This window comes from Sphingobacterium litopenaei, assembly GCF_014692495.1.
GTDB classification, from domain to species: Bacteria; Bacteroidota; Bacteroidia; order Sphingobacteriales; family Sphingobacteriaceae; genus Sphingobacterium; species Sphingobacterium litopenaei.
This window is the reverse complement of record NZ_JACOIJ010000014.1, coordinates 1-20676: the sequence shown is the minus strand read 5'-3', so window position 1 is coordinate 20676 and position 20676 is coordinate 1. Positions and strand designations below refer to the sequence as shown.

Annotated in this window: 16 protein-coding genes; 13 read left to right on the top strand and 3 right to left on the bottom strand. The window is 36.4% G+C overall.

The window, feature by feature from the left end; all coding sequences use genetic code 11:
* Nucleotides 1–894, bottom strand: a complete 894-nt coding sequence (locus H8B04_RS08840; RefSeq protein ID WP_165291194.1) for a LysR family transcriptional regulator — start codon at nucleotides 892–894, stop codon at nucleotides 1–3.
* A 79-nt stretch (nucleotides 895–973) separates the two neighbouring features.
* Here H8B04_RS08840 and hutH point away from each other — a divergent pair, with 79 nt between their 5' ends.
* The 7 genes from hutH (at nucleotide 974) to H8B04_RS08805 (ending at nucleotide 11437) form a co-directional block, all read left to right on the top strand.
* On the top strand, nucleotides 974–2542 hold the full coding sequence (gene hutH / locus H8B04_RS08835; RefSeq protein WP_165291193.1) for a histidine ammonia-lyase: 1569 nt from the start codon (nucleotides 974–976) through the stop codon (nucleotides 2540–2542).
* A 1-nt stretch (nucleotide 2543) separates the two neighbouring features.
* Nucleotides 2544–3782 carry an imidazolonepropionase gene (hutI, locus tag H8B04_RS08830; protein WP_190302113.1) on the top strand — a complete coding sequence of 413 codons (1239 nt, stop codon included), beginning with the start codon at nucleotides 2544–2546 and terminating at the stop codon, nucleotides 3780–3782.
* Between the two features lie 9 nt (nucleotides 3783–3791).
* The gene (locus H8B04_RS08825; protein ID WP_190302112.1) at nucleotides 3792–5798 is read left to right on the top strand and encodes a urocanate hydratase; all 2007 of its coding nucleotides are present in this window, start codon (nucleotides 3792–3794) and stop codon (nucleotides 5796–5798) included.
* Nucleotides 5798–6766 (top strand): formimidoylglutamase, encoded by a 969-nt coding sequence (gene hutG / locus H8B04_RS08820; RefSeq protein ID WP_165291190.1) that lies wholly within the window; start codon nucleotides 5798–5800, stop codon nucleotides 6764–6766. Before H8B04_RS08825 ends, hutG begins: the two co-directional genes overlap by 1 nt.
* Nucleotides 6767–6793: 27 nt before the next feature.
* On the top strand, nucleotides 6794–7666 hold the full coding sequence (locus H8B04_RS08815) for a pirin family protein (RefSeq protein ID WP_165291189.1): 873 nt from the start codon (nucleotides 6794–6796) through the stop codon (nucleotides 7664–7666).
* Between the two features lie 194 nt (nucleotides 7667–7860).
* The gene (locus H8B04_RS08810) at nucleotides 7861–10647 is read left to right on the top strand and encodes an outer membrane beta-barrel protein (protein ID WP_190302111.1); all 2787 of its coding nucleotides are present in this window, start codon (nucleotides 7861–7863) and stop codon (nucleotides 10645–10647) included.
* A 22-nt stretch (nucleotides 10648–10669) separates the two neighbouring features.
* Nucleotides 10670–11437, top strand: a complete 768-nt coding sequence (locus tag H8B04_RS08805; RefSeq protein ID WP_262891410.1) for a GLPGLI family protein — start codon at nucleotides 10670–10672, stop codon at nucleotides 11435–11437.
* A 40-nt stretch (nucleotides 11438–11477) separates the two neighbouring features.
* On the opposite strand, the gene lat is transcribed toward H8B04_RS08805, so the two are convergent.
* Nucleotides 11478–12764 carry an L-lysine 6-transaminase gene (lat, locus tag H8B04_RS08800; protein ID WP_165291186.1) on the bottom strand — a complete coding sequence of 429 codons (1287 nt, stop codon included), beginning with the start codon at nucleotides 12762–12764 and terminating at the stop codon, nucleotides 11478–11480.
* A 25-nt stretch (nucleotides 12765–12789) separates the two neighbouring features.
* On the bottom strand, nucleotides 12790–14319 hold the full coding sequence (gene amaB, locus H8B04_RS08795; RefSeq protein ID WP_190302109.1) for an L-piperidine-6-carboxylate dehydrogenase: 1530 nt from the start codon (nucleotides 14317–14319) through the stop codon (nucleotides 12790–12792).
* A 400-nt stretch (nucleotides 14320–14719) separates the two neighbouring features.
* Here amaB and H8B04_RS08790 point away from each other — a divergent pair, with 400 nt between their 5' ends.
* From H8B04_RS08790 to H8B04_RS08765, 6 genes are all read left to right on the top strand, one after another.
* A complete protein-coding gene (locus H8B04_RS08790) occupies nucleotides 14720–16591 on the top strand; it encodes a TonB-dependent receptor plug domain-containing protein (RefSeq protein ID WP_190302108.1) in 1872 nt (623 codons plus the stop codon).
* Nucleotides 16527–16946 (top strand): discoidin domain-containing protein, encoded by a 420-nt coding sequence (locus tag H8B04_RS08785; protein ID WP_190302107.1) that lies wholly within the window; start codon nucleotides 16527–16529, stop codon nucleotides 16944–16946. The genes H8B04_RS08790 and H8B04_RS08785 overlap by 65 nt, the downstream gene beginning before the upstream one ends.
* A gap of 11 nt (nucleotides 16947–16957) precedes the next feature.
* On the top strand, nucleotides 16958–18175 hold the full coding sequence (locus tag H8B04_RS08780) for an alkaline phosphatase family protein (protein ID WP_190302106.1): 1218 nt from the start codon (nucleotides 16958–16960) through the stop codon (nucleotides 18173–18175).
* Complete coding sequence (locus tag H8B04_RS08775; protein WP_190302105.1) at nucleotides 18121–18714, top strand: hypothetical protein; 594 nt, start codon at nucleotides 18121–18123, stop codon at nucleotides 18712–18714. Before H8B04_RS08780 ends, H8B04_RS08775 begins: the two co-directional genes overlap by 55 nt.
* A 74-nt stretch (nucleotides 18715–18788) precedes the next feature.
* On the top strand, nucleotides 18789–19589 hold the full coding sequence (locus H8B04_RS08770; RefSeq protein WP_190302104.1) for a hypothetical protein: 801 nt from the start codon (nucleotides 18789–18791) through the stop codon (nucleotides 19587–19589).
* Between the two features lie 2 nt (nucleotides 19590–19591).
* A complete protein-coding gene (locus tag H8B04_RS08765) occupies nucleotides 19592–20146 on the top strand; it encodes a discoidin domain-containing protein (RefSeq protein ID WP_190302103.1) in 555 nt (184 codons plus the stop codon).
* Nucleotides 20147–20676: the final 530 nt, after the last annotated feature.

Here is a 20676-nt window from a genome sequence, read left to right as displayed (position 1 = left end):
TTATTTTTTTATATCCTTTAATATGTCAATAAACAATTGAATTCCAGGGTTTCTGTTTTCTTGACTCCAGGCCAAATAAAGAGTGGTTCGCTGTGGAATGTGTGTGAGTTCAATAAAATCCACATCCGCATTATATCCTTTCTTTAAGGAAGAAGGCACAATAGCAATCCCTAAACCTTGTGAGACAAGATTAAAAATAGACAAAGCATTTACCGTGCGAAGGGCAACTTTTGGCTCAAATTGATGATCTCTAAAAATACTCATGACGAGGTCGTAATATGAAGCGCTGTACTGTTTTGAAAATAGAATAAAGGATTCTTCTTTAAAATCAAGTAAGTTAATTTTCTTCTTATTGCTTAGTAGATGATTTTTCGGAACTACTAAGGCAAAGTTTTCGGTTAAGATAGGTAATGTCGCAATATCGAGTGGATAGCTTTCCGTACGAACAAAACCAAAGTCAAGCTCATTTTTGAGCAACATCTCCATTTGTATTTCGTTGCTCAGTTCGTTTAGCGTTACATCGATTAGAGGTTGTTTTGCTTTCAATTTTACCAACAATTCTGGAAGAATGGTTTGTACGGCAGAACCAATAAAACCCAATTTGAGCGTGGTTATTTTTCCCTCGCCAATTTTTTGCACCTGCGTGTGCATATTATTCAGCTGATTAAACAGCATTTCCACTTCTTGCTTTAGATATTGTCCAGCCTCGGTCAGTTTGACGGTGCGTTTTCCACGTTCAAACAAGGTCGTTTTATAAATTTCTTCCATTTGTTTGATTTGCCGGGTCAAACCCGGTTGGGAAATAAATAATCTTTCTGCTGCTTTTCTGAAGTGTAATTCTTCTGCCAATACATGAAAATAATGTAAATGACGGAGTTCTATTTGATAATTCATAGTTATCAATTATTGATGTAATTAGTATTACTAGTTATCAAAAGTAGCAAGTAATTTTGATATAGTAAGCTTAAAGACTATGAAAACTTTCAAATACGGTGACGATTATTTAAAAAGCTCTATCGCAATTGCGATTGCAAGGGGCGAAATACAAGGTAATTTATCAACAGAAACGATTGAAAATATCAATCGCAGTGCGGCATATGTGCAAAAGATTGTGGATAAAGGTGATGTCGTGTATGGTATCAACACAGGATTTGGTCCCTTGTGCACGACCTTAATTGATGCCGATGATACCCGAAAACTGCAAGAGAATATATTGAAAAGTCACGCCGTAGGATTAGGAGAACCTATTGATAAAGAGCTTTCGAAATTAATGCTTATTCTGAAAGTTCATGCTCTAGCCAAAGGATTTTCAGGCGTACAATTAACAACGGTTCAGCGTATAATCTGGCATATTGAGCAAGATGTTATTCCCGTAGTTCCGAAACAAGGTTCGGTAGGGGCTTCGGGAGATTTGGCTCCGTTGTCACATTTATTTTTACCCTTGATTGGATTAGGTAAAGTTTATTATAAGAATGACATACGAAATACGGTAGATGTATTGAATGAATTCGAATTGCAACCAGTTCAACTCGGTGCAAAAGAAGGTTTAGCTTTAATAAATGGGACACAATTTATGGCGGCTCATGCAGTCAAAGCTGTGGTCGAAATGAGTCGTGTGTTGGATACCGCGGATTTAGTTGCTACGCTGATGATTGAAGGTTTGAATGGTTCGATTAAACCTTTTTTTAAAGAGTTACACCAATTGCGTGATTATAAAGGAAACTCGTATGTGGCTTCAAAGATTTTTAATCTGCTATCGGGGTCATCTATTTTAGAATCACATAAAAATTGTTCGCGGGTGCAGGACCCTTATTCGTTACGTTGTATTCCACAAGTACATGGTGCGTCTCGAAATGCTTGGTTGCATCTGAAGGATATTATTGAAACGGAAATCAATGCCGTGACGGATAATCCCATTATTATCAATGATGAATTGACCATTAGTGGAGGCTCGTTTCATGGCCAACCAATTGCTTTGCCTATGGATTATGCGACGTTGGCAGTTTCGGAGATAGGAAATATTTCTGACAGAAGAGTATATCTCTCATTGGAAGGAGAAACCAATGGTGTACCGAAATTGTTGATGAAAGTGACTGGGTTAAACTCAGGTTTTATGATTTTACAATACACGACCGCAGCAATTGCTAGTGAAAATAAGGGTTTGTGTTTTCCATCAAGTGCCGATAGTATTCCAACTTCGTTGGGGCAGGAAGACCATGTGAGTATGGGCTCGATTTCTGGAAGAAGGCTATTACAAGTTATCGACAATGTGGATAAGATCTTGAGTATAGAGCTGCTTTGTGCGGCGCAGGCCAAAGATTTCCACTATCCATTAGTTTCTACACCAATTATTGAGCAGATTCATCAACATATACGGACCCGAATTCCACATTTGGAAGAAGACCAACCGATGCAGGATATTTTGGATGCGGGATTAAATATGTTGAAATCAGGCGAATTGTTGGCGATAGCCAAGAAAGTAGCAACCCAAGAAGGAGCACCTTATAAAGAAATCTACGGGGATTATTTTGATAATTATTAAGATGAAAAAACTAATTGGTCCTATCTCACAGCTTTTGACCATGCGCGCTTTACCCTTGAAAGGGGCGTTAGCTGATAATCAATTGGAAATTATTTCCCATGCGGGACTTTATATTGAAAATGAATATATCCTGGAGGTGGGGGATTATCAACTGCTGGAAGAAAAATATAAACATGTAGAACAAGTCATATTGGAGGCCGATATGGTTTGTCTTCCCTCATATGTAGATTGTCATACGCATATTGCTTTTGCAGGTAATCGTGCGAACGATTTTGCCTTGCGGAATGCAGGAAGTTCCTATTTAGAAATAGCCGCAGCAGGTGGTGGAATTTGGAGTACGGTACAACATACTAGAGCTTGTGATGTGGAACTCCTCACGCAATTAATCGTCATGCGTGCAAACAGTCTTTTGCAACAAGGTATTACAACAGTTGAAGTCAAAAGTGGATATGGCTTGAATGTAGAACAGGAAGTGAAAACACTACGGGCGATTAAGGAAGCTAACAAACAAACTGCAGTAGATTTAATTCCGACTTGTTTGGCAGCACATATGACACCGAGAGATTTCGAAGGAACTTCGGAAGAATATTTAAAATATATTCAAGAATTATTCCCAATAATAAAAGCGGAAAATCTGACCAATAGAATTGATGCTTTTATCGAACAATCTGCTTTTTCAGCTGAAGAAATACGAAACTATTTAGCGAAAGCTAATGAATGGGTTTTTGATATTACATTACATGCAGATCAGTTTACGACTTCGGGTTCAGCTTTGGCGGTAGAAGTTGGAGCCGTTTCGGCTGATCACTTGGAAGCTTCCACAGAAAGGGAAATTCAATTATTAGCGGCTTCGGACGTTGTTGCGGTGGCTTTGCCAGCAGCTTCCATAGGATTGGGCTGTGCTTTTACACCTGCAAGGGCTTTACTGGATGCAGGTGCTTCGTTGGCTATCGCAACAGATTGGAATCCCGGTTCTGCACCGATGGGGCAGTTAGTGGCGTCGGCTAGCATTTTGGCTACGATGCAAAAATTAAGTAATGCTGAGGTTTTAGCTGCGATTACTTATCGAGCAGCTCATGCTTTACGATTGTCGGACAGAGGTCGATTAGTAGAAGGGCAATTAGCCGATTTTACCCTTTATTCGACCAATAATTATCAAAACATTACCTATCTACAAGGTGCTTTGCAACCTTCTTCCGTATGGAAAAATGGACAAGAAGTGTATTCTCAACAAGCTTAATTTATTCTTATGACAACATTTCAACAACAGATATTACAAGGAATTCCAACTATTTTACCTCCTAAAAAGGAACGTGATGAAAGTGTAAGTCATGCGCCAAAACGTAAGGCTATCCTTTCTTTGGAAGAAGAAAAATTAGCCGTTCAAAATGCGTTGCGTTATTTCAAAAAGGAATGGCACGAAGAGCTGGGCGCTGAGTTTTTAGCCGAATTAAGAACATATGGACGAATTTATATGTATCGTTTTCGTCCAGAATATGAAATGTACGCGCGGCCTATTTCGGAATATCCTGCCAAATGCCAACAAGCAGCGGCTATTATGCTAATGATTCAAAATAATCTAGATCCAGCTGTAGCCCAGCACCCCCACGAATTGATTACCTACGGGGGAAATGGAGCTGTATTCCAAAACTGGGCACAATATCTCCTGACGATAAAATATCTGGCTGAAATGACAGAAGAGCAGACTCTGCATATGTACTCTGGTCATCCTATGGGATTGTTTCCATCTTCTAAAAATGCACCTCGAGTAGTGGTAACTAACGGCATGATGATTCCGAATTATTCCAAACCTGATGATTGGGAACGATTTAACGCCTTGGGTGTAACTCAATATGGTCAAATGACAGCTGGTTCGTATATGTATATTGGTCCGCAAGGTATTGTGCATGGCACGACTATCACAGTAATGAATGCTTTTCGAAAAGTTCTGCAAGCAGGAGAAAATATTAAAGGAAAAGTTTTTGTGACCTCTGGATTGGGTGGAATGAGTGGTGCGCAACCCAAAGCGGGAAATATTGCCGGCTGTATTACGGTTTGTGCGGAAGTTAATCCTGTCGCTGCTAATAAAAGACATGAACAAGGTTGGGTGGATGAGTTATTTTACACATTGGATGAATTGACAGCTCGTGTAAAACAAGCTATTATCAATAAAGAGGTCGTTTCTTTAGCTTATGTAGGAAATGTAGTGGATATTTGGGAAGAATTTTATGCCCAAAATATTCACATTACGGTTGGCTCAGACCAAACTTCGTTGCACAATCCATGGTCGGGTGGTTATTATCCTGTTGGATTATCATATGAAGAATCGAATGATTTAATTGCGAATCATCCTGAAAAATTCAAAGCAGAAGTTCAGAATACACTTATCAGGCATGCAGCAATTATAAATAAGCATGCTTCTCGTGGAACCTACTTTTTTGATTATGGTAATGCATTCTTATTGGAAGCAAGCCGAGCAGAAGCAGATGTGATGGCTCCAGATGGTCTAACTTTCAAATACCCCTCTTATGTCCAAGATATTTTGGGACCTATGTGTTTTGATTATGGATTTGGTCCTTTCCGTTGGGTGTGTACCTCAGGCGATGCAGATGATTTGCGTTTAACGGATAAATTGGCTTTAGAAGTTTTATTAGAATTAAGAGAGGGAGCTTCACAGAATATCGCGCAGCAAATGGATGATAATATCCAATGGATTCGCGAAGCGGAACAAAATAAGTTGGTCGTAGGTTCACAAGCTCGGATATTGTATGCGGATGCTTTAGGACGTATGCGAATTGCAGAAGCTTTTAATGCTGCGGTACGAAATGGTAGAGTTAAAGCTCCAGTGGTATTAGGAAGAGATCATCATGATGTTAGTGGAACAGATTCTCCTTATCGTGAGACAAGCAACATCTACGATGGCAGTCGATTTACGGCAGATATGGCTATTCACAATGTTATTGGTGATAGTTTCAGAGGTGCAACGTGGGTGTCTATTCATAATGGCGGTGGTGTCGGCTGGGGCGAAGTGATCAATGGAGGTTTTGGAATGGTCTTGGATGGGACTGAAGAGGCTGATGAAAAATTGAAACAAATGCTGTTCTTCGATGTTAATAATGGTATAGCACGTCGTGCTTGGGCTAGGAATAAGGAAGCTATGGAAGCTATTGAAACCGAATTAGAAAGAACGCACAGTTTGAAAATCACAAAAGCCCAATTGGTAGATACTTCATTGTTGGAAAAAATCTTTTCGTAATGGATACATTCAAAAATTTATATACTAAGACTGATTCTTCTTTATGGAAAGGTAGAATTGATGGTGAACAACCGGGATTTCAGCGGTGGCATCAGATAGTTTCCTGTGTAGATTTAAATGAGGTTCAATCTTTAGATAATGCAGTAGTGATTTTAGGTTTTTGTTGTGATGAAGGAGTACGCCGAAATCAAGGTCGTGAAGGCGCAAAAGCGGCTCCTGATTATTTACGGAAAATATTAGCCAATCTACCAGTACATTTTATTCCAGAAATTGCTTTAGTGGACGCTGGAAATATAAATACCAATGGTTACGATTTAGAATCAGCACAAGAAGCTTTAGTTATGGCTGTTCAAAAAATCAGAACTCTTGGAGGAAAACCACTTTTAATAGGTGGTGGTCATGAAATTACTTACGGTCATTTTAAGGGACTTCATCAGCCTAATAGAAAAACTGGTATAATTAATTTAGATGCGCATTTAGATATGCGTCCCTTGCTCGATGGGAAGGGAAATTCGGGAACGAGCTTCTATCAATTGAATAAAGAATTATTTGATAATGGTGAAAAGCTGAAATACTTAGCTATAGGAATTCAAGAAATTTCAAATACAAAAGGTTTGATTGATTATGCCCAAACTCAAGGTGTAGAAATTATTAATTCTAATGAGATCTATGCTGAAAACTTAGCGTCTATTCAAAATAAAATAAAACACTTTGCTGATCAAGTAGATGAATTGTACTTAACCATTGATATGGATGCATTTTCGGCAGCTTTTGCTCCTGGCGTAAGTGCTGTAGCATATAATGGAATAATTCCCGATGTTACTTTCTATAATATGTTGGATTTTATCTATCAACAACCCAAGTTAATAAATCTTGATATTGCCGAACTCAATCCGCGCTTTGATTTGGATGAACGAACTGCACGTTTGGCTGCGAATTTAATCTTTCAGTACCTTCAGAAATTTTAACTATTTTTAGGTTAAAATTTTTGAACTATGTCAAACATTGATTTCATCAGAGAAGAGACTGCTGCGAATATTGGTAATTTCTTGGTAGGAAGGCTGCTGCCATTCCGTCAAAAACGTTCTATAGGTCCATTTGTTTTCATAGATCATATGGGACCTGCATGTTTGGCAGATCACGAAAATTTAGATATTGGTCCGCATCCACATATTGGACTTTCAACTTTAACTTATCTTTTTGAAGGTTCTATTTTTCATCGCGATAGTTTGGGTACAGCTATGGAAATTACGCCGGGAGCTGTGAATTGGATGACAGGGGGAAAGGGCGTGACACATTCCGAACGTACTCCTGAACATTTGCGTCAGCGTGATAAATTTCTTCATGGTTTACAAATTTGGGTGGCTTTACCCAAAGCATTAGAATTTATGGAACCCGAATTTCATCATACCGAAGCAAAGGACATTCCTGCTTGGGAAGAAAATGGCGTAAAATATAAACTAGTCGCTGGTGAGGCCTTCGGTAAAAAATCGCCAGTGCCTGTGTATAGCAAATTGTACATGATAGAAATAAAAACTACGGAGGAAGCATTGATTGATATTCGTGGAGAATTATATGGCGAAAGTGGCTTGTATATTTTGGAAGGGGAAATCGAAAGTAACGGACATCAATATGGTGCAAAGCAAATTTTGATTACCAAAGATGCACATTTGTGTTCATTCACTATGAAAGCTAATACGACCGTTTATATTTTTGGTGGAGAACCATTTCCTGAAGAACGATTTATCTATTGGAATTTTGTAGCGACAGATAAGCAAACGATCGAAGAAGCTAAAGAACGTTGGAAAAATCACCAATTTCCAACCGTCCCTGGTGATGATGGCTATGTACCGTTGCCAGGGTATTAATAAAATTTTTTAAAGTGCTGTAGTTATACAGCACTTTTTTATGGAATTTGATTTAAAATGGCATCATTCAAAAATAATATCTCTTAGTTTATATTGTTAAAAATAGTTAAAGAATTAAAATTTAACTGTTTTTTAATAAATGTTAACAACTAAATTTTTAGTTTTATCCATTATAAACTTAATGCGCCAATTGAATGAATTCTAATCAATTAATGTCTTTTTTGGCATTTGTTCTATTTTTCAGCATTTCTTCTTCGTTTGCTCAAATCAAATTATCAGGAACAATTGCGGATGCTATGGACAATGTTAAATTACAAAAAGCTACTATTGCCTTATTGAATCCCAAAGATTCCATCCTTATGAAATTTTCCCGAACGAATGAAAGTGGAAATTTTACTATTCCAAAATTAGACACAGGTCAATACAAGATGATTGTATCTTATCCTCAATATGCGGATTATGTACAAGATGTGCATATCCTTGAGGATCAAAATTTGGGACAGATAAAATTATCTAAGGCTTTTTTATTGCTCGAAGAAGTTGCGGTGACTGGAAAACTTCCCATTATCATCAAAGGAGATACTATTGAATATAATGCCGCAAGTTTTAAAGTAGATAAGGATGCAAAAGTCGAAGATTTGCTTAAAGTGTTGCCCGGAATGACAATTGATGCTGATGGAAAAATTACAGCGCAAGGAAAAGAAGTCAAGAAGGTGCTGTTGGACGGGGAAGAGTTTTTTGGTAATGATCCTACATTAATAACAAAAAATATCCGTGCGGATATGGTGGACAAGGTGCAGGTTTATGAAAAAAAATCAGATTTGAACGATCGCACAGGAGTGGATGATGGCGAGCGAACACAAACAGTTAATATTACTTTAAAAGAAGATAAAAAGAAAGGTGCTTTTGGGCAGGTGTTGAGTGGGTATGGGGCAGATAATTACTATGGCGTAAAAGGTATGGTCAATAAGTTTAAAGGAGCCCAAAAAATCGCCGCTTATGCCATATCAGCTAATGATGGGATGGTCAGTCTTGGGTTTGAGGATGGACAAAAATATGGTGCAGAGGGTGGTCTAGAAATGATGGAAGATGGAGGTTATTACTTTAGTTCATCTGGATCAAGTGATGGAATGGATTCTTGGTCTGGTGCTTATAGAGGTAATGGTGTTCCTAATGCCTTGAATTTAGGAGCTAGCTATACAGACAAGTTCAAAGGTGATAAACATAAATTAAACGTGAATTACCGAAGAGGACAAATGGAAGTGGAAAATAATAGTGGAAGCTTTGTACAAAATAACCTTCCGCAGTTGGCTAGTTTTCAACAATCCACTGGTTTTTCATTGAACGAAAACACATCACATAATGCAAATATGCGTTATGATTTGAAAGTTGATTCCACATCTGATATGACTTTAAAGTTTGGTTACAACAAAATTAATAGAGATAATTTCAGCAGGAATAATTCATTAGAACGAAATTTGGAGGATAAGCTTTTGAATGATATCTATTCAACCAATGATAATACGAGTATAAATGAGACGTTGAATGCTAACGTAATGTTTACCAAACGTTTCAAAAAATTGAGAAGATCATTGACCTTAAATACTTCTATTTCTTCTAATAACACAGATGGTGTATCTAATTATTTTTCGAAATCGAATTTATATCAAACAAATGATTCTTTATTAATTGATCAATTAAAAAATAATGTTTGGGAGAATAGGAACGTAAATGCTTCTCTTAATTATACGGAGCCATTGACAAAGGATCTTACTGCTACCATTGGGTATACCATAGGAAAAATTGATTCGTACACTTTGAATCAATCATTTAACAAAAATGAAGGAACGGGTAAATATGATATTCTTGACCAAAGTCTTTTAAATGACTTTGATAATAGCAACTTCAGAAATTCTGTTAATACAGGGGTGAATTTTAAAAAGACCAAATTCACGCTAAATATGAGTAATACGCTTTCTTTCGAATCGCTAAAAAGAAATTATAACAACCTCAATCATGCGTTAAATAGAGATCAAGTCATTGTTAATCCTTCGGTTTCACTGAATTACCAAATAACTAAAAGCAAAAGTTTGTATTTGAGTTACTATGGTCGTACGGTACAACCCGATTTGGGACAATTTGAACCATTAAAACAAAATGATAATCCTTTAGTCAACTTTTTGGATAATCCAGACCTAGAATCAGGATTCAATAATAGCATATATGGATATTTCAATTCGTACAAACAGTTGAAAGATATAAGTGTATATTTCGGAGCTGATTTTAACCAATATATAAATCCAATAAATAGTAAAGTTACTTTTTATACTGAAACAGGGAAAAGAGATATTAAATATGTGAATGTGAATAAATCAAACATTTCATCAAGTATGTATGGGGGATACCGTCGACCTATTTGGAAAAAAATTGCCTTAAGTATGAATGTTGGAGCTAATTTGGGTTATCAGAATAACTATAATTATTTGGCGTTGCCAAACACAGATTCACAACTCAATAATACAGAAAACTATTCGTTGAGTCCAAATATAGGCTTTAGTACCTATAAAGCTAACAAATGGTCTTTTCATGCGAATGTAAGTCCGGGTTACCGTATTTCAAAATCCACATTACAGCCTGATTTGGATATCAATAATTTTATATTGAGTTCATATTTAGATTTGAGTTATACATTCCCTAAAGATTATAAAATAGTAATGAATATGCAGCAATCACATGAAGCGGCTACTAAAACTTTACCAGAATTCAATGTGGTCAATGTCTCAGGTTATGTATCTAAAAAATTCTTGAAGGATAAATCTCTAGAAGCACAATTTTTTGTGAATGATTTATTAAATAAAAATACAGGTGTCAGAAGATATCAATCAGGTTATACCTTCTCACAATCTACTAATGATGCGTTGAGAAGATACGGTATGTTTAAGTTGATTTACAATTTTACAACAATGAAAGGAGATAATTAAGATGAAGCAGCTATTCTATATAATGCTAACAATATTGTGTTTTGAAAAAGTAAGTGCTCAATATGCATATTTCCCTGTAAGTGGCACAGTTACTTATGAACGCAAATTTCATTTACAAAACTACCTAAAGAAAAAATTGGGCAGTAAGGCGGATATTGATTTCTGGGACAAAAGTACGTTAGATTATCTGCAAAAACATGGTCCTACCGAACTGGTTACCCATCATACTTTAAAATTTAATGGTATGGAAACGGTATTTGAGACGGTGAAGGAAGACTATCCCTCGACTTATCGTAATGCGATGTGGTATATTCCCTTAAGAGCAGAAACCAAAACCTATGTCAATTATGACAAAGGAATCTTTCACAAGTTGCTTCCTTTTGGGGATGAAGAATTGATTTTGGCAGATTCAGTTCCTTATGTGAAATGGAAATACACAGACGAATATCGCAATATTGCAGGGTATGACTGTCGACGTGCAAACGGGTTGATTCAGGATTCGATATACGTTGTGGCTTTTTTTACGAATCAATTAGAAGCGCCAGCTGGACCAGAGTTGATTCAGGGTTTACCTGGTACCATTCTCGGCGTGTCCATTCCTTCTTTCAATATCAACATGTTTGCTACTAAAGTAGAGCTTAATAATGATGTAGTTTCTTCGACGCTGACCAAAACGAAAAAAGTAGTTCCTGAATCAAAAGAAGCTATTATTAAAAAACTTAAAACATCCGCATATGATTATTTAGATGATAAGAGGTTTCAAGAGCAGTGGAGCAAGATAATTTTTTAGTTTAAATAAAAATCGGCGTCCAATTTGAACGCCGATTTTGTTATAATGATTTACGAACAATTTCGAAGGTTTTATCGATATCCTCTACGGTTACCGTTAGATGCGGTCTGAAACGCACACTTTTCTCACCACAGCCTAAAATCAGAAGTTTGTTTTCCATGGTTTTATTAATGAAAGCATCTCGATTTTCTACGGTGTCAAAATCAAATGCACATAAAAGACCTTTTCCACGTGGATTAGATAAGCGAGGATGTTCTTCAACTAATTTCGTTATTTGCTGAAGCAAATATTTACCCATTTCATCTGCTTTAGCAACAAGGTTTTCTTTTTCTATGACTTCTAGAATCAATTTGAAACGCACCATATCTACCAAGTTTCCACCAAAAGTCGAATTGATACGGCTTGATTCTTTAAAAACATTCTTTTCTACTCTATCGATTTTTTCACGATTAGCTAAGATACCGCACACTTGAGTTTTCTTACCAAAGGCAATGATGTCTGGAATAATGTCGTAATGTTCATAACACCACATTTTACCCGTCATCCCGATACCTGTTTGGACTTCGTCCAAGATCAGCAAAATATCATGCTCATCACAGATGCGACGCAGTTCTTGGAAAAACTCCTTACGAAAATGATTATCACCTCCTTCAGCCTGAATAGATTCAATAATAAGGCAGGCTACGTCCGTAGGATTTTTAGAGATAGCTTCATTAATCTGAACTAAAGCTTGATTCTCGATTGCTATCGTTGCAATCAAATTTTCTTCCGTAATCGGGAAATGAAGTTTTGGGTTTATAATACGCGGCCAATCAAATTTTGGAAAGTATTGATATTTACGCGGGTCCTTCGTATTAGTCAAAGACAGGGTATATCCGGATCTTCCATGGAATGCTTGTTTGAAATGAATGACTTGGGAAGCTTCTTTCTCGATTCCTTTACTTAGATTAAGTCTTGTTTTCCAGTCGAAAGCCACTTTCAAGGCATTTTCTACAGCTAAGGTTCCACCGTCTATAAAGAAAGCATAGCTTAATTCTTTGGGTATTGCTACACGTTCAAAAGTTTTTAAAAATTCCGCATAGCTCTCTGTATAAATATCAGACAACGCTAATTTGTTGATAGCCGCTGCCTCTAATTGTTTCGAGTTTTCTAAAATATAAGGATGATTGTAGCCGATAGGAGAGGATGCAAACATGCTGAACATATCCAGATATTCGTTTCCATCTGTATCGATCACATACGATTTGAAGGACTTGCTAAGGTCCATAGTGAATGGTAAGCCATCCGCTAATATATGTTGAGCTAATATTTCATGCGTCTTGTTCATAATGTAGTGTTTATTTAGGTTAGGTTTATAAATCGAATTTTATGCCTTGTGCTAAAGGTAAATTTGTGGTGTAATTAATGGTGTTTGTTTGTCTACGCATATACGCTTTCCAAGCATCTGAACCCGACTCACGGCCACCTCCGGTTTCTTTTTCACCACCGAAAGCCCCACCGATTTCAGCACCCGAAGTACCAATGTTTACATTGGCAATACCACAGTCAGAGCCATTCTGGCTTAAGAATAATTCGCTTTCACGAAGATTTGTCGTCATTATCGCAGAGGATAAACCTTGTTTTACATTGTTTTGTAAGGCAATGGCATTTTGAACTTCTCCGGTATATTTTATTAAATAAAGAATAGGGGCAAAAGTCTCTGTTTGAACGATGTCGTAGTGGTTTTCTACTTCGGCAATCACAGGGGTCACGTAGCAACCGCTTTCATAGCCTTCTCCTTCAAGCACTTTACCTTCTACTAAAATATTTCCACCTTCTTCTTTAATTTTATCTAAAGCTTTCAGGTACATATCTACTGCCGCCTTATCAATAAGTGGTCCCATATGGTTAATACTATCCAATGGATCGCCGATTTTGATTTGTTTATATGCTTCGACCAAAGATTCTTTCACTTTATCGTAAACTTCTTCGTGTACTATTAATCTGCGTGTACTTGTGCAACGTTGACCGGCAGTTCCGACTGCACCGAAAACAGCACCAATAATTGTCATTTTTAAATCCGCCGAAGGAGTTACGATGATGGCATTGTTCCCGCCTAATTCCAATAAGGATTTACCTAGGCGATTAGCTACAGTTACCGCCACTTGTTTACCCATGCGTGTTGAGCCTGTAGCAGAGACTAGTGCGATTCTTTCGTCTTCAGCTATCCATTTACCAACATCTGCATCGCCTGTTACCAACGAAGAAATGCCTTCAGGCAAATCATTTTCTTTCAAGATGTCGGCTATGATTTTTTGACAAGCTACAGCACATAACGGTGTTTTTTCCGAAGGTTTCCACACAATAACGTCCCCACAAACCAAAGCTAAAGCCGCATTCCAGGCCCAAACGGCAACAGGAAAGTTGAAAGCCGTAATGATACCTACTATCCCTAAGGGATGATATTGATCGTACATGCGGTGTCCAGGTCTTTCGGAATGGATTGTATTTCCGTACAATTGTCTGGATAGTCCTACCGCAAAATCACAAATGTCAATCATCTCTTGTACTTCACCAAGTCCTTCTTGGTAAGATTTGCCCATCTCATAAGATACCAATTTGCCAAGCGTCGCTTTTTCTTTACGGAGTCTATCTCCAAGTTGACGAATGATCTCACCGCGTTTAGGTGCAGGAATGTCTCGCCAAAATAGCTTTGCTTTCTCCGCTTCGTGAATTACTTTTTCGTATTCATGTTTAGTACTTGCTACCACGCTAGCAATATATTTTCCATTGGTAGGAGAATAAGAATCAATGTTGATTCCGCTAGCAAACCAGATAGAACCCGTGGAAGTTCCTAAGTTATTCTCTATTACTCCTAATGACGATAGTTCTTTTAGATTCATAAAATTATGTCGAATATTCTTTTAATGTATAAATATACCGAATAAAAACTTAAAATCAATACTTTTTATCGAATAAAACTTAATTATTAAGTTCATGATAAAGGAAATTTATTTCTGTTATTTTCTTATTTCTAAAAATATACCTAGAACTAGCGAGTGGTAAAAGAAAAAAATAGCGCAAACGTTTGATGTTCTTCCAGATTTTTTATTCAAACAAAAAAGATATAATATTGAATATGATTATGTATTACATAGTATAATAATACATAACGCAGTATAACTATCTGAAAAATCAAATTATAAACTTATTCAACTATTACTATACTAACCAAAGTTAGAGATCATAGAAGTCGCATCTACTTTTAATGTTTTTTGTTCTTTTTGTCCTCGCTATCTGGAAGTGAAGCCTGGGGGAAAGAAGAAAGTTATTACGCTGTCTTCGCTGAAACTGAGACCCGATACAGTTAATCAAGATTCTGTTAATTTTTTAAAAAAGCTACAAACCATTAATAAGAGAACTTCTGTTGGTGATAGTGCAAATATGGTTATTGTAGAAACGAAGCCTTTTGTATCCCCGCAGCAAGTTATTAAAGGAATGATTCCGGGTGTGATCGTTAATGAAAACACATACGAACCAGGTAGAGAGCAGAGTTTGTTAGTTCGGGGGTTGAAAAGTCCTTTGATTTATAAGTCTGATTTGCACAATCAACAGCCATTGTATATCCTTGATGGTATTCCACTCATTGGCGATCACCCATTTGTGTACGACATCAAAAAATACGATAATATCAATATTGGTCCAGCAACGAATCAATTCGCTACTTCGGATATGGACAATATCAAGTCTATCGAAGTCATCAAAGATCCAGCAATTTTAGCACAGTATGGTCCTTTGGCAACTAATGGTGTCTTATTGATAACCACAAAAAAGGCTGTAGTTGGAGATAGACAGATTAGCATCAATAGTTTTTTAGGTTCTAGTCTGATAGAAAGTATTACCCCTGTAAATGGCGATTACGAAAATAGGTTCAGATCACAATTCTATGCAAAATACGCTACTTCAGCGCAAAAGCTAAATTATGCGGGTTATTTAAGAGATTCCACGAATACCGATTATTACGGACCTACCAATTGGCATAAAGCTTATTACGATAATAGCTTAACACATAATGTGAATTTGTCTATTACAGGTGGTTCTGAAAGGGCAAACTTCAAATTTTATGGTGGTGTAAATTCTCTTCCAGGAAGTGCTGAAAGCACAAAGTTAGATCGATATAATGGTGTTTTCTACATTAATATGGTTCCTTTCAAGTGGCTTTCCTTAGCCAGTATGGTCAATGTTACTCGATTGGATCGTGATCGAAATAAATCTTTTCGAGATAGATACAACGAAACAGGCTATTTGCCAGATGTAACTACCCCGCTTCCTCCCGGAGGATCAGTTTATCAAGGCTTCTTGAATGAATATCAAAAAGTCATTGATAACAATATCAACAACATGACAAAGGGATATATCAGTTTGAATTTTGATATCCTAAAAAACTTGAGTTATAAAACCCAATTCTCCTTTGATTACAATCAATCCATCCGTGACGTATTCTGGCCAACCACTTTGATGGAGACAATCAATTTTGTTTCGAATTATTTTGGTTATAACCAGCGTTTCAACCTAACTAACCGATTGAATTATAAAATCGATTTGACTTCCAATCATAGCTTGTCATTCGATTTAGGGCATGTGTATTGGGCTGATAAAAACAAATACAATTATGCAACAGCATATGATGGACCAAGTGATTTTATCAAAGTGAATGTGGTTCAGGGAAATGCGAGTGAAGGAGGGTATTTGTCACCTGTAGGTTTTATGACTTACCGTTATACAGATGATATCGAACATAAGCTGTCTTCTTTCTTTGGGAATGTAAAATATACTTACAAAGACTTTTTGGATATCAATTATACATTGAGAACGGACGGTTCTTCCAATCGCACTCCGGATAAAAGATGGTATATCAGCTCTGGTCTTTCGGCCGAATTGGATTTATTATCCTTTGTTAAACCAAGTGATAACTTAAATAAACTTCGATTAGGTGCTTCATTTGCAAGAATTGGTGAAACTTTTTTGACTGATCAATATGCATATGGTCCGCAATACCGTACGGATTTGGGTTGGGACAAAGAGCCTAATATGATTTCTTACAATGGTTTTGCGACAGTATCTCGTCCATATACTATGGGGTGGGCCTCATGGACGAGCTGTAGCGGCAATTGATGTTGATTTGTCCACTTTTTGGCATACACAATGGAACGGCGCTAACCCTCCTCCTCCGCACCATATTATTATAGATATGAATGAGGAGTTGAATGTAAAAGGCTTCTACTTTTATGCGCGTCAAAATAGTGCGAATGGACGTTCTCGTAAAGTTGAAATATTAGTGTCTTCGGACAATCAAAATTGGACTAACCTAGGAACTTTTGATATGGCAAATGTTATTACCCGTCAAGAAGTAGTGCTGCCAAGCCTAACTAAATTTAGATATGTTCGCTTCAACTTCAATGAGCCTACAAATTATGCAGGTGGGGTACATGCTACAATGGCCGAGATAGGTACTTTTTATGACGAATAAGAAATTTAATTATGAAAAAAAATCTTTTTAAATATTTGATATTATTATGGACGATTATACTGTACAATTCTTGTACAGTGTATGACAATCCAGCTCCGTATTTTGAGGATAGTGAGGAAGAAGTAACTCCTCCTCAAAGAAAAATTTTGTTTATATCTATTGATGGTTTGGTAGGACGTGAACTAGAAAAATCAATACCTAAAAATCTTCAATCATTAATAGACAAAGGGAAGTTTACATTTAACTCTATCAGTGATGAAAAAAGTAATCCTGTATCAACATGGACCACCATGATGACGGGTGTTAATTCATCAATACATCATGTAGAAGATGAAACTTTTACAGCAAAAGCTGATGCTAGTGATCAACATGCTGAAATAGCTTTTGCCCCAACATTTTTTTATAGATTCTTTGCCACTAGACCAGAATACAATACAACAATAGTTTCTTCATGGGAACCGTTAGTTTCTAAATTATTGGTAGAAGCAGAGACACAAGTGATTACGAATAGTGATGAAATTACGAGGGATTCAGCGGTATTTCAATTAGCCAATGAGGATCCAGAAGTGATGGTTGTTCAATTTCGTGATGTTTTCTTTGCTGGTCAAGGTAAGGGTTTTACTGTTGAAAATCAAGAGTATGCTAATGCTATAGAGAAAGTGGATGGTTATATAGGTGAGATTATGAAAGCACTTTCTGCCCGTGAAAACTATGACAAAGAAGAGTGGATTGTAATGGTGACTTCTAACCAAGGCGGTTCGCCAGATGGTACATCGGGTTCTGACGCATTCCAAGATAGAAACACATTTACTATTTTACATTATAAAAATTTTACTAAACAAGAAATTAAGCCGGCTCTAATAGGCTCAACGAATTTCTCTCAATATGCTGGTGTGAGTGATGATTATATTGCAAATGTTGCAGAAGCGGCAGATGGTAATGAGTATAATTTCAACTCTAGCGAAATGAGCGTAGAGTTTAAATTCAAGAAAAATCAGCATATCAACCATACAAGTCAAGCGTTTGTGATAGGAAAAACTTCTAGAGAGAATCATAGCGGATCAGGTAAAGGTTGGGGGGTTGCTACAGCGAATAATAAGCTGATTTTTTATATAACTTTTGATGATGATGTGAAATACGAGTACAATTTTGGTGCTGATATTAACGATTTTAAATGGCATCATATTGCATTCTCACTGAAAAAACAGCAGAAAAGACAGTTCAATTAACTCTATTTAATGATGGTACAACAGCAAATACCGCTACAATTACCACGACTGGATCTGTTAATGGTACATTTACTACCTCAGCGCCATTATTTATTGGTGTTAGAAAGGGACATAATGGTAGTGCGTTAGCAAAAGATGATTTACAATTTGCAGATTTGAGAATATACAATAAAGCAATAGATAATAGGGATGCATCTAGATTAGCATGTTATATAAATGAAATTAATAATGATGATCCATTATTTTCAGCTCAAATAGGTTCTTATAAATTAGATAATGTTATAAATAATTCTTTCGAAAATGATATTGCTGATAAACCAATATTAAGATTTACAACAAATAGTATTTCCAAATCTGATGTATCGTTAATATCTACAAAGTGTAATGCAGATGATTTAAATAATATCTTGATAACTAGCCAAGATTATGTTACGATGATTTTCTATTGGTTAAGAATTACTCCTGAACCAGGATGGAATCTCAAAGGAGCTAAAGTGTTAAATACTTTTGAGAGTGAGTTTATTAATGTTAAAAAATAACCTAACCAAATAAGATTTTAATTATGAAATGTATTCGCTTATTATATAGTGTACTATTTATATCGGGAATGCTTATGTCATGTTCGAAAGAAGAATTAATTCTTTTGGACAAGACTCCGATGTTTGAAGATGATGGCTCACCTAGAATCATTGCTAGACCTGAAAATGTAATTGTAGAAGGAGAATTAAATCGTAAAATTAGGATAACTTGGCCAGAGGTTTCCAAAAATGTGACTTCTGCCAAAGTGGTTATTACTAAGGCTGATTTTGTAAATGAAATTACTGTAACAGATTTTAATCCTGATATTATATTCCAATCCGAAGATATGGAAGAATATAAAGTGGATATTACTTATTTCGGGAAGGATGAATCTTCTAGTAAAACGCATAGTATTTTTGTAAGTCCCAAAGATTATGAAGTAAATATCATTGGAGAAAATATGGTTGCAGAAGGTGTGCGCGGAAAAGCTAGATTTTCTTTTACCAAACTGTTGATGGGGGAGTATACTTATACGATTTCTTATAACTATGATGGAAAAGATGTAGTGAAGCAATTTAATTCTGGAGTTGATACCGTTGATACTTTTGTTCTGGATGAAATTGAGGATGAAAATCATATCTATAATTTTAAAGTTAAGATCAATGATAAAGTGTTTGATCACAATTCGTATGAATTTACAGCTAGTATTAAGCCTTCACCTGTTCCTTATTTGGTGATTAGTGAAACATTGACTGCCAAACAGTATTACGGAGGAGCATTATTGAGTTGGACAAATCGTTCTTTACGTTCGGACAAAGTTGTGGTTAAATATAGAGTGGGGGGCAGGAAATTACACGCATTAAAGAATCGGATTTATATACAGATACCTTATTGATTTTGGGTTTGCCATCCGAGCCAACAAATATTGAATATTATACAGCTGGTATTGAAGACGAAAGAACCGAATCTAGATATACGACAGTTAGTGGAACTCCTTTTATACATTTTAATACTGCAGCACTTAAATCGGATTGGATTGTAAATGTATCTTCTAATGTCATTGGAGATGGTATTGGAGGACCTGGGCTAATTGATGGTGTTCCAGGTACGTATTGGCACACTCCTTATGACGGATCTACTGATTATCCACATTGGGTTGCATTTCAATTTCCCAAATCTCATTTGATTACTAGTTTTAGTTTACAGAATCGTAATAATACTACGCCCAACGTATATAAGGATTTTGATATTCAAACAAGTGTCGATGGAGTAAATTGGGTAACTCATGAATTCTTTTCAAATAGTAATCGTGCTAGTGGCGCTATGGTGGATTATTCATTGGCAAATCCATTAGCGACTAAATATGTAAGACTTTATTTTAAAAATTCGCTAACAGGTCACGCGTTTATGAACTTGGCTGAAGTTAATTTCTCAGCCTATCCTGAAAATTAAGCATAATTTAACATCTACCTATAAGGCGGTCTTGGAAACAAGATTTCCTTTTTTAATTTTTATCCCCCAATGCTCCAATGACTTACCATTGTCTTCAAAAATATTTTACCAAAAAGCTTGGAAGTAGGGTAGAAACTTCCCTATCTTTGCAGCACTCCGCAAGGGAGGAATGCTGGTAACAGCAGTGAAATACGAGGTTAGAAGCGGTTTAAACTGAGAAATCAGGGAAAACCATAAGCCATCCCTAACGGGAGGTAAACAAAAAAAAACTTCAAATAAAATTTGCGGTTTAAAATAAAGTTTCTACCTTTGCAGTCCGACGGAAACGAAGGGAAAACAAAAAAAAGATAAGTACAGCAGTAATGCTCGAAATATAAGTCAAAGCGCGATGCGGCGACGAATGAAGTTCTTTAAGAAAATGATCATGTAGCGTAACGAGTAGTTTGAGAAACAACGAAAGTTAAAAAAATCAAACCTTAGTCAATAACGGAAATAGATATTAAAAAGACAATTCTATTTTTTTATAAATA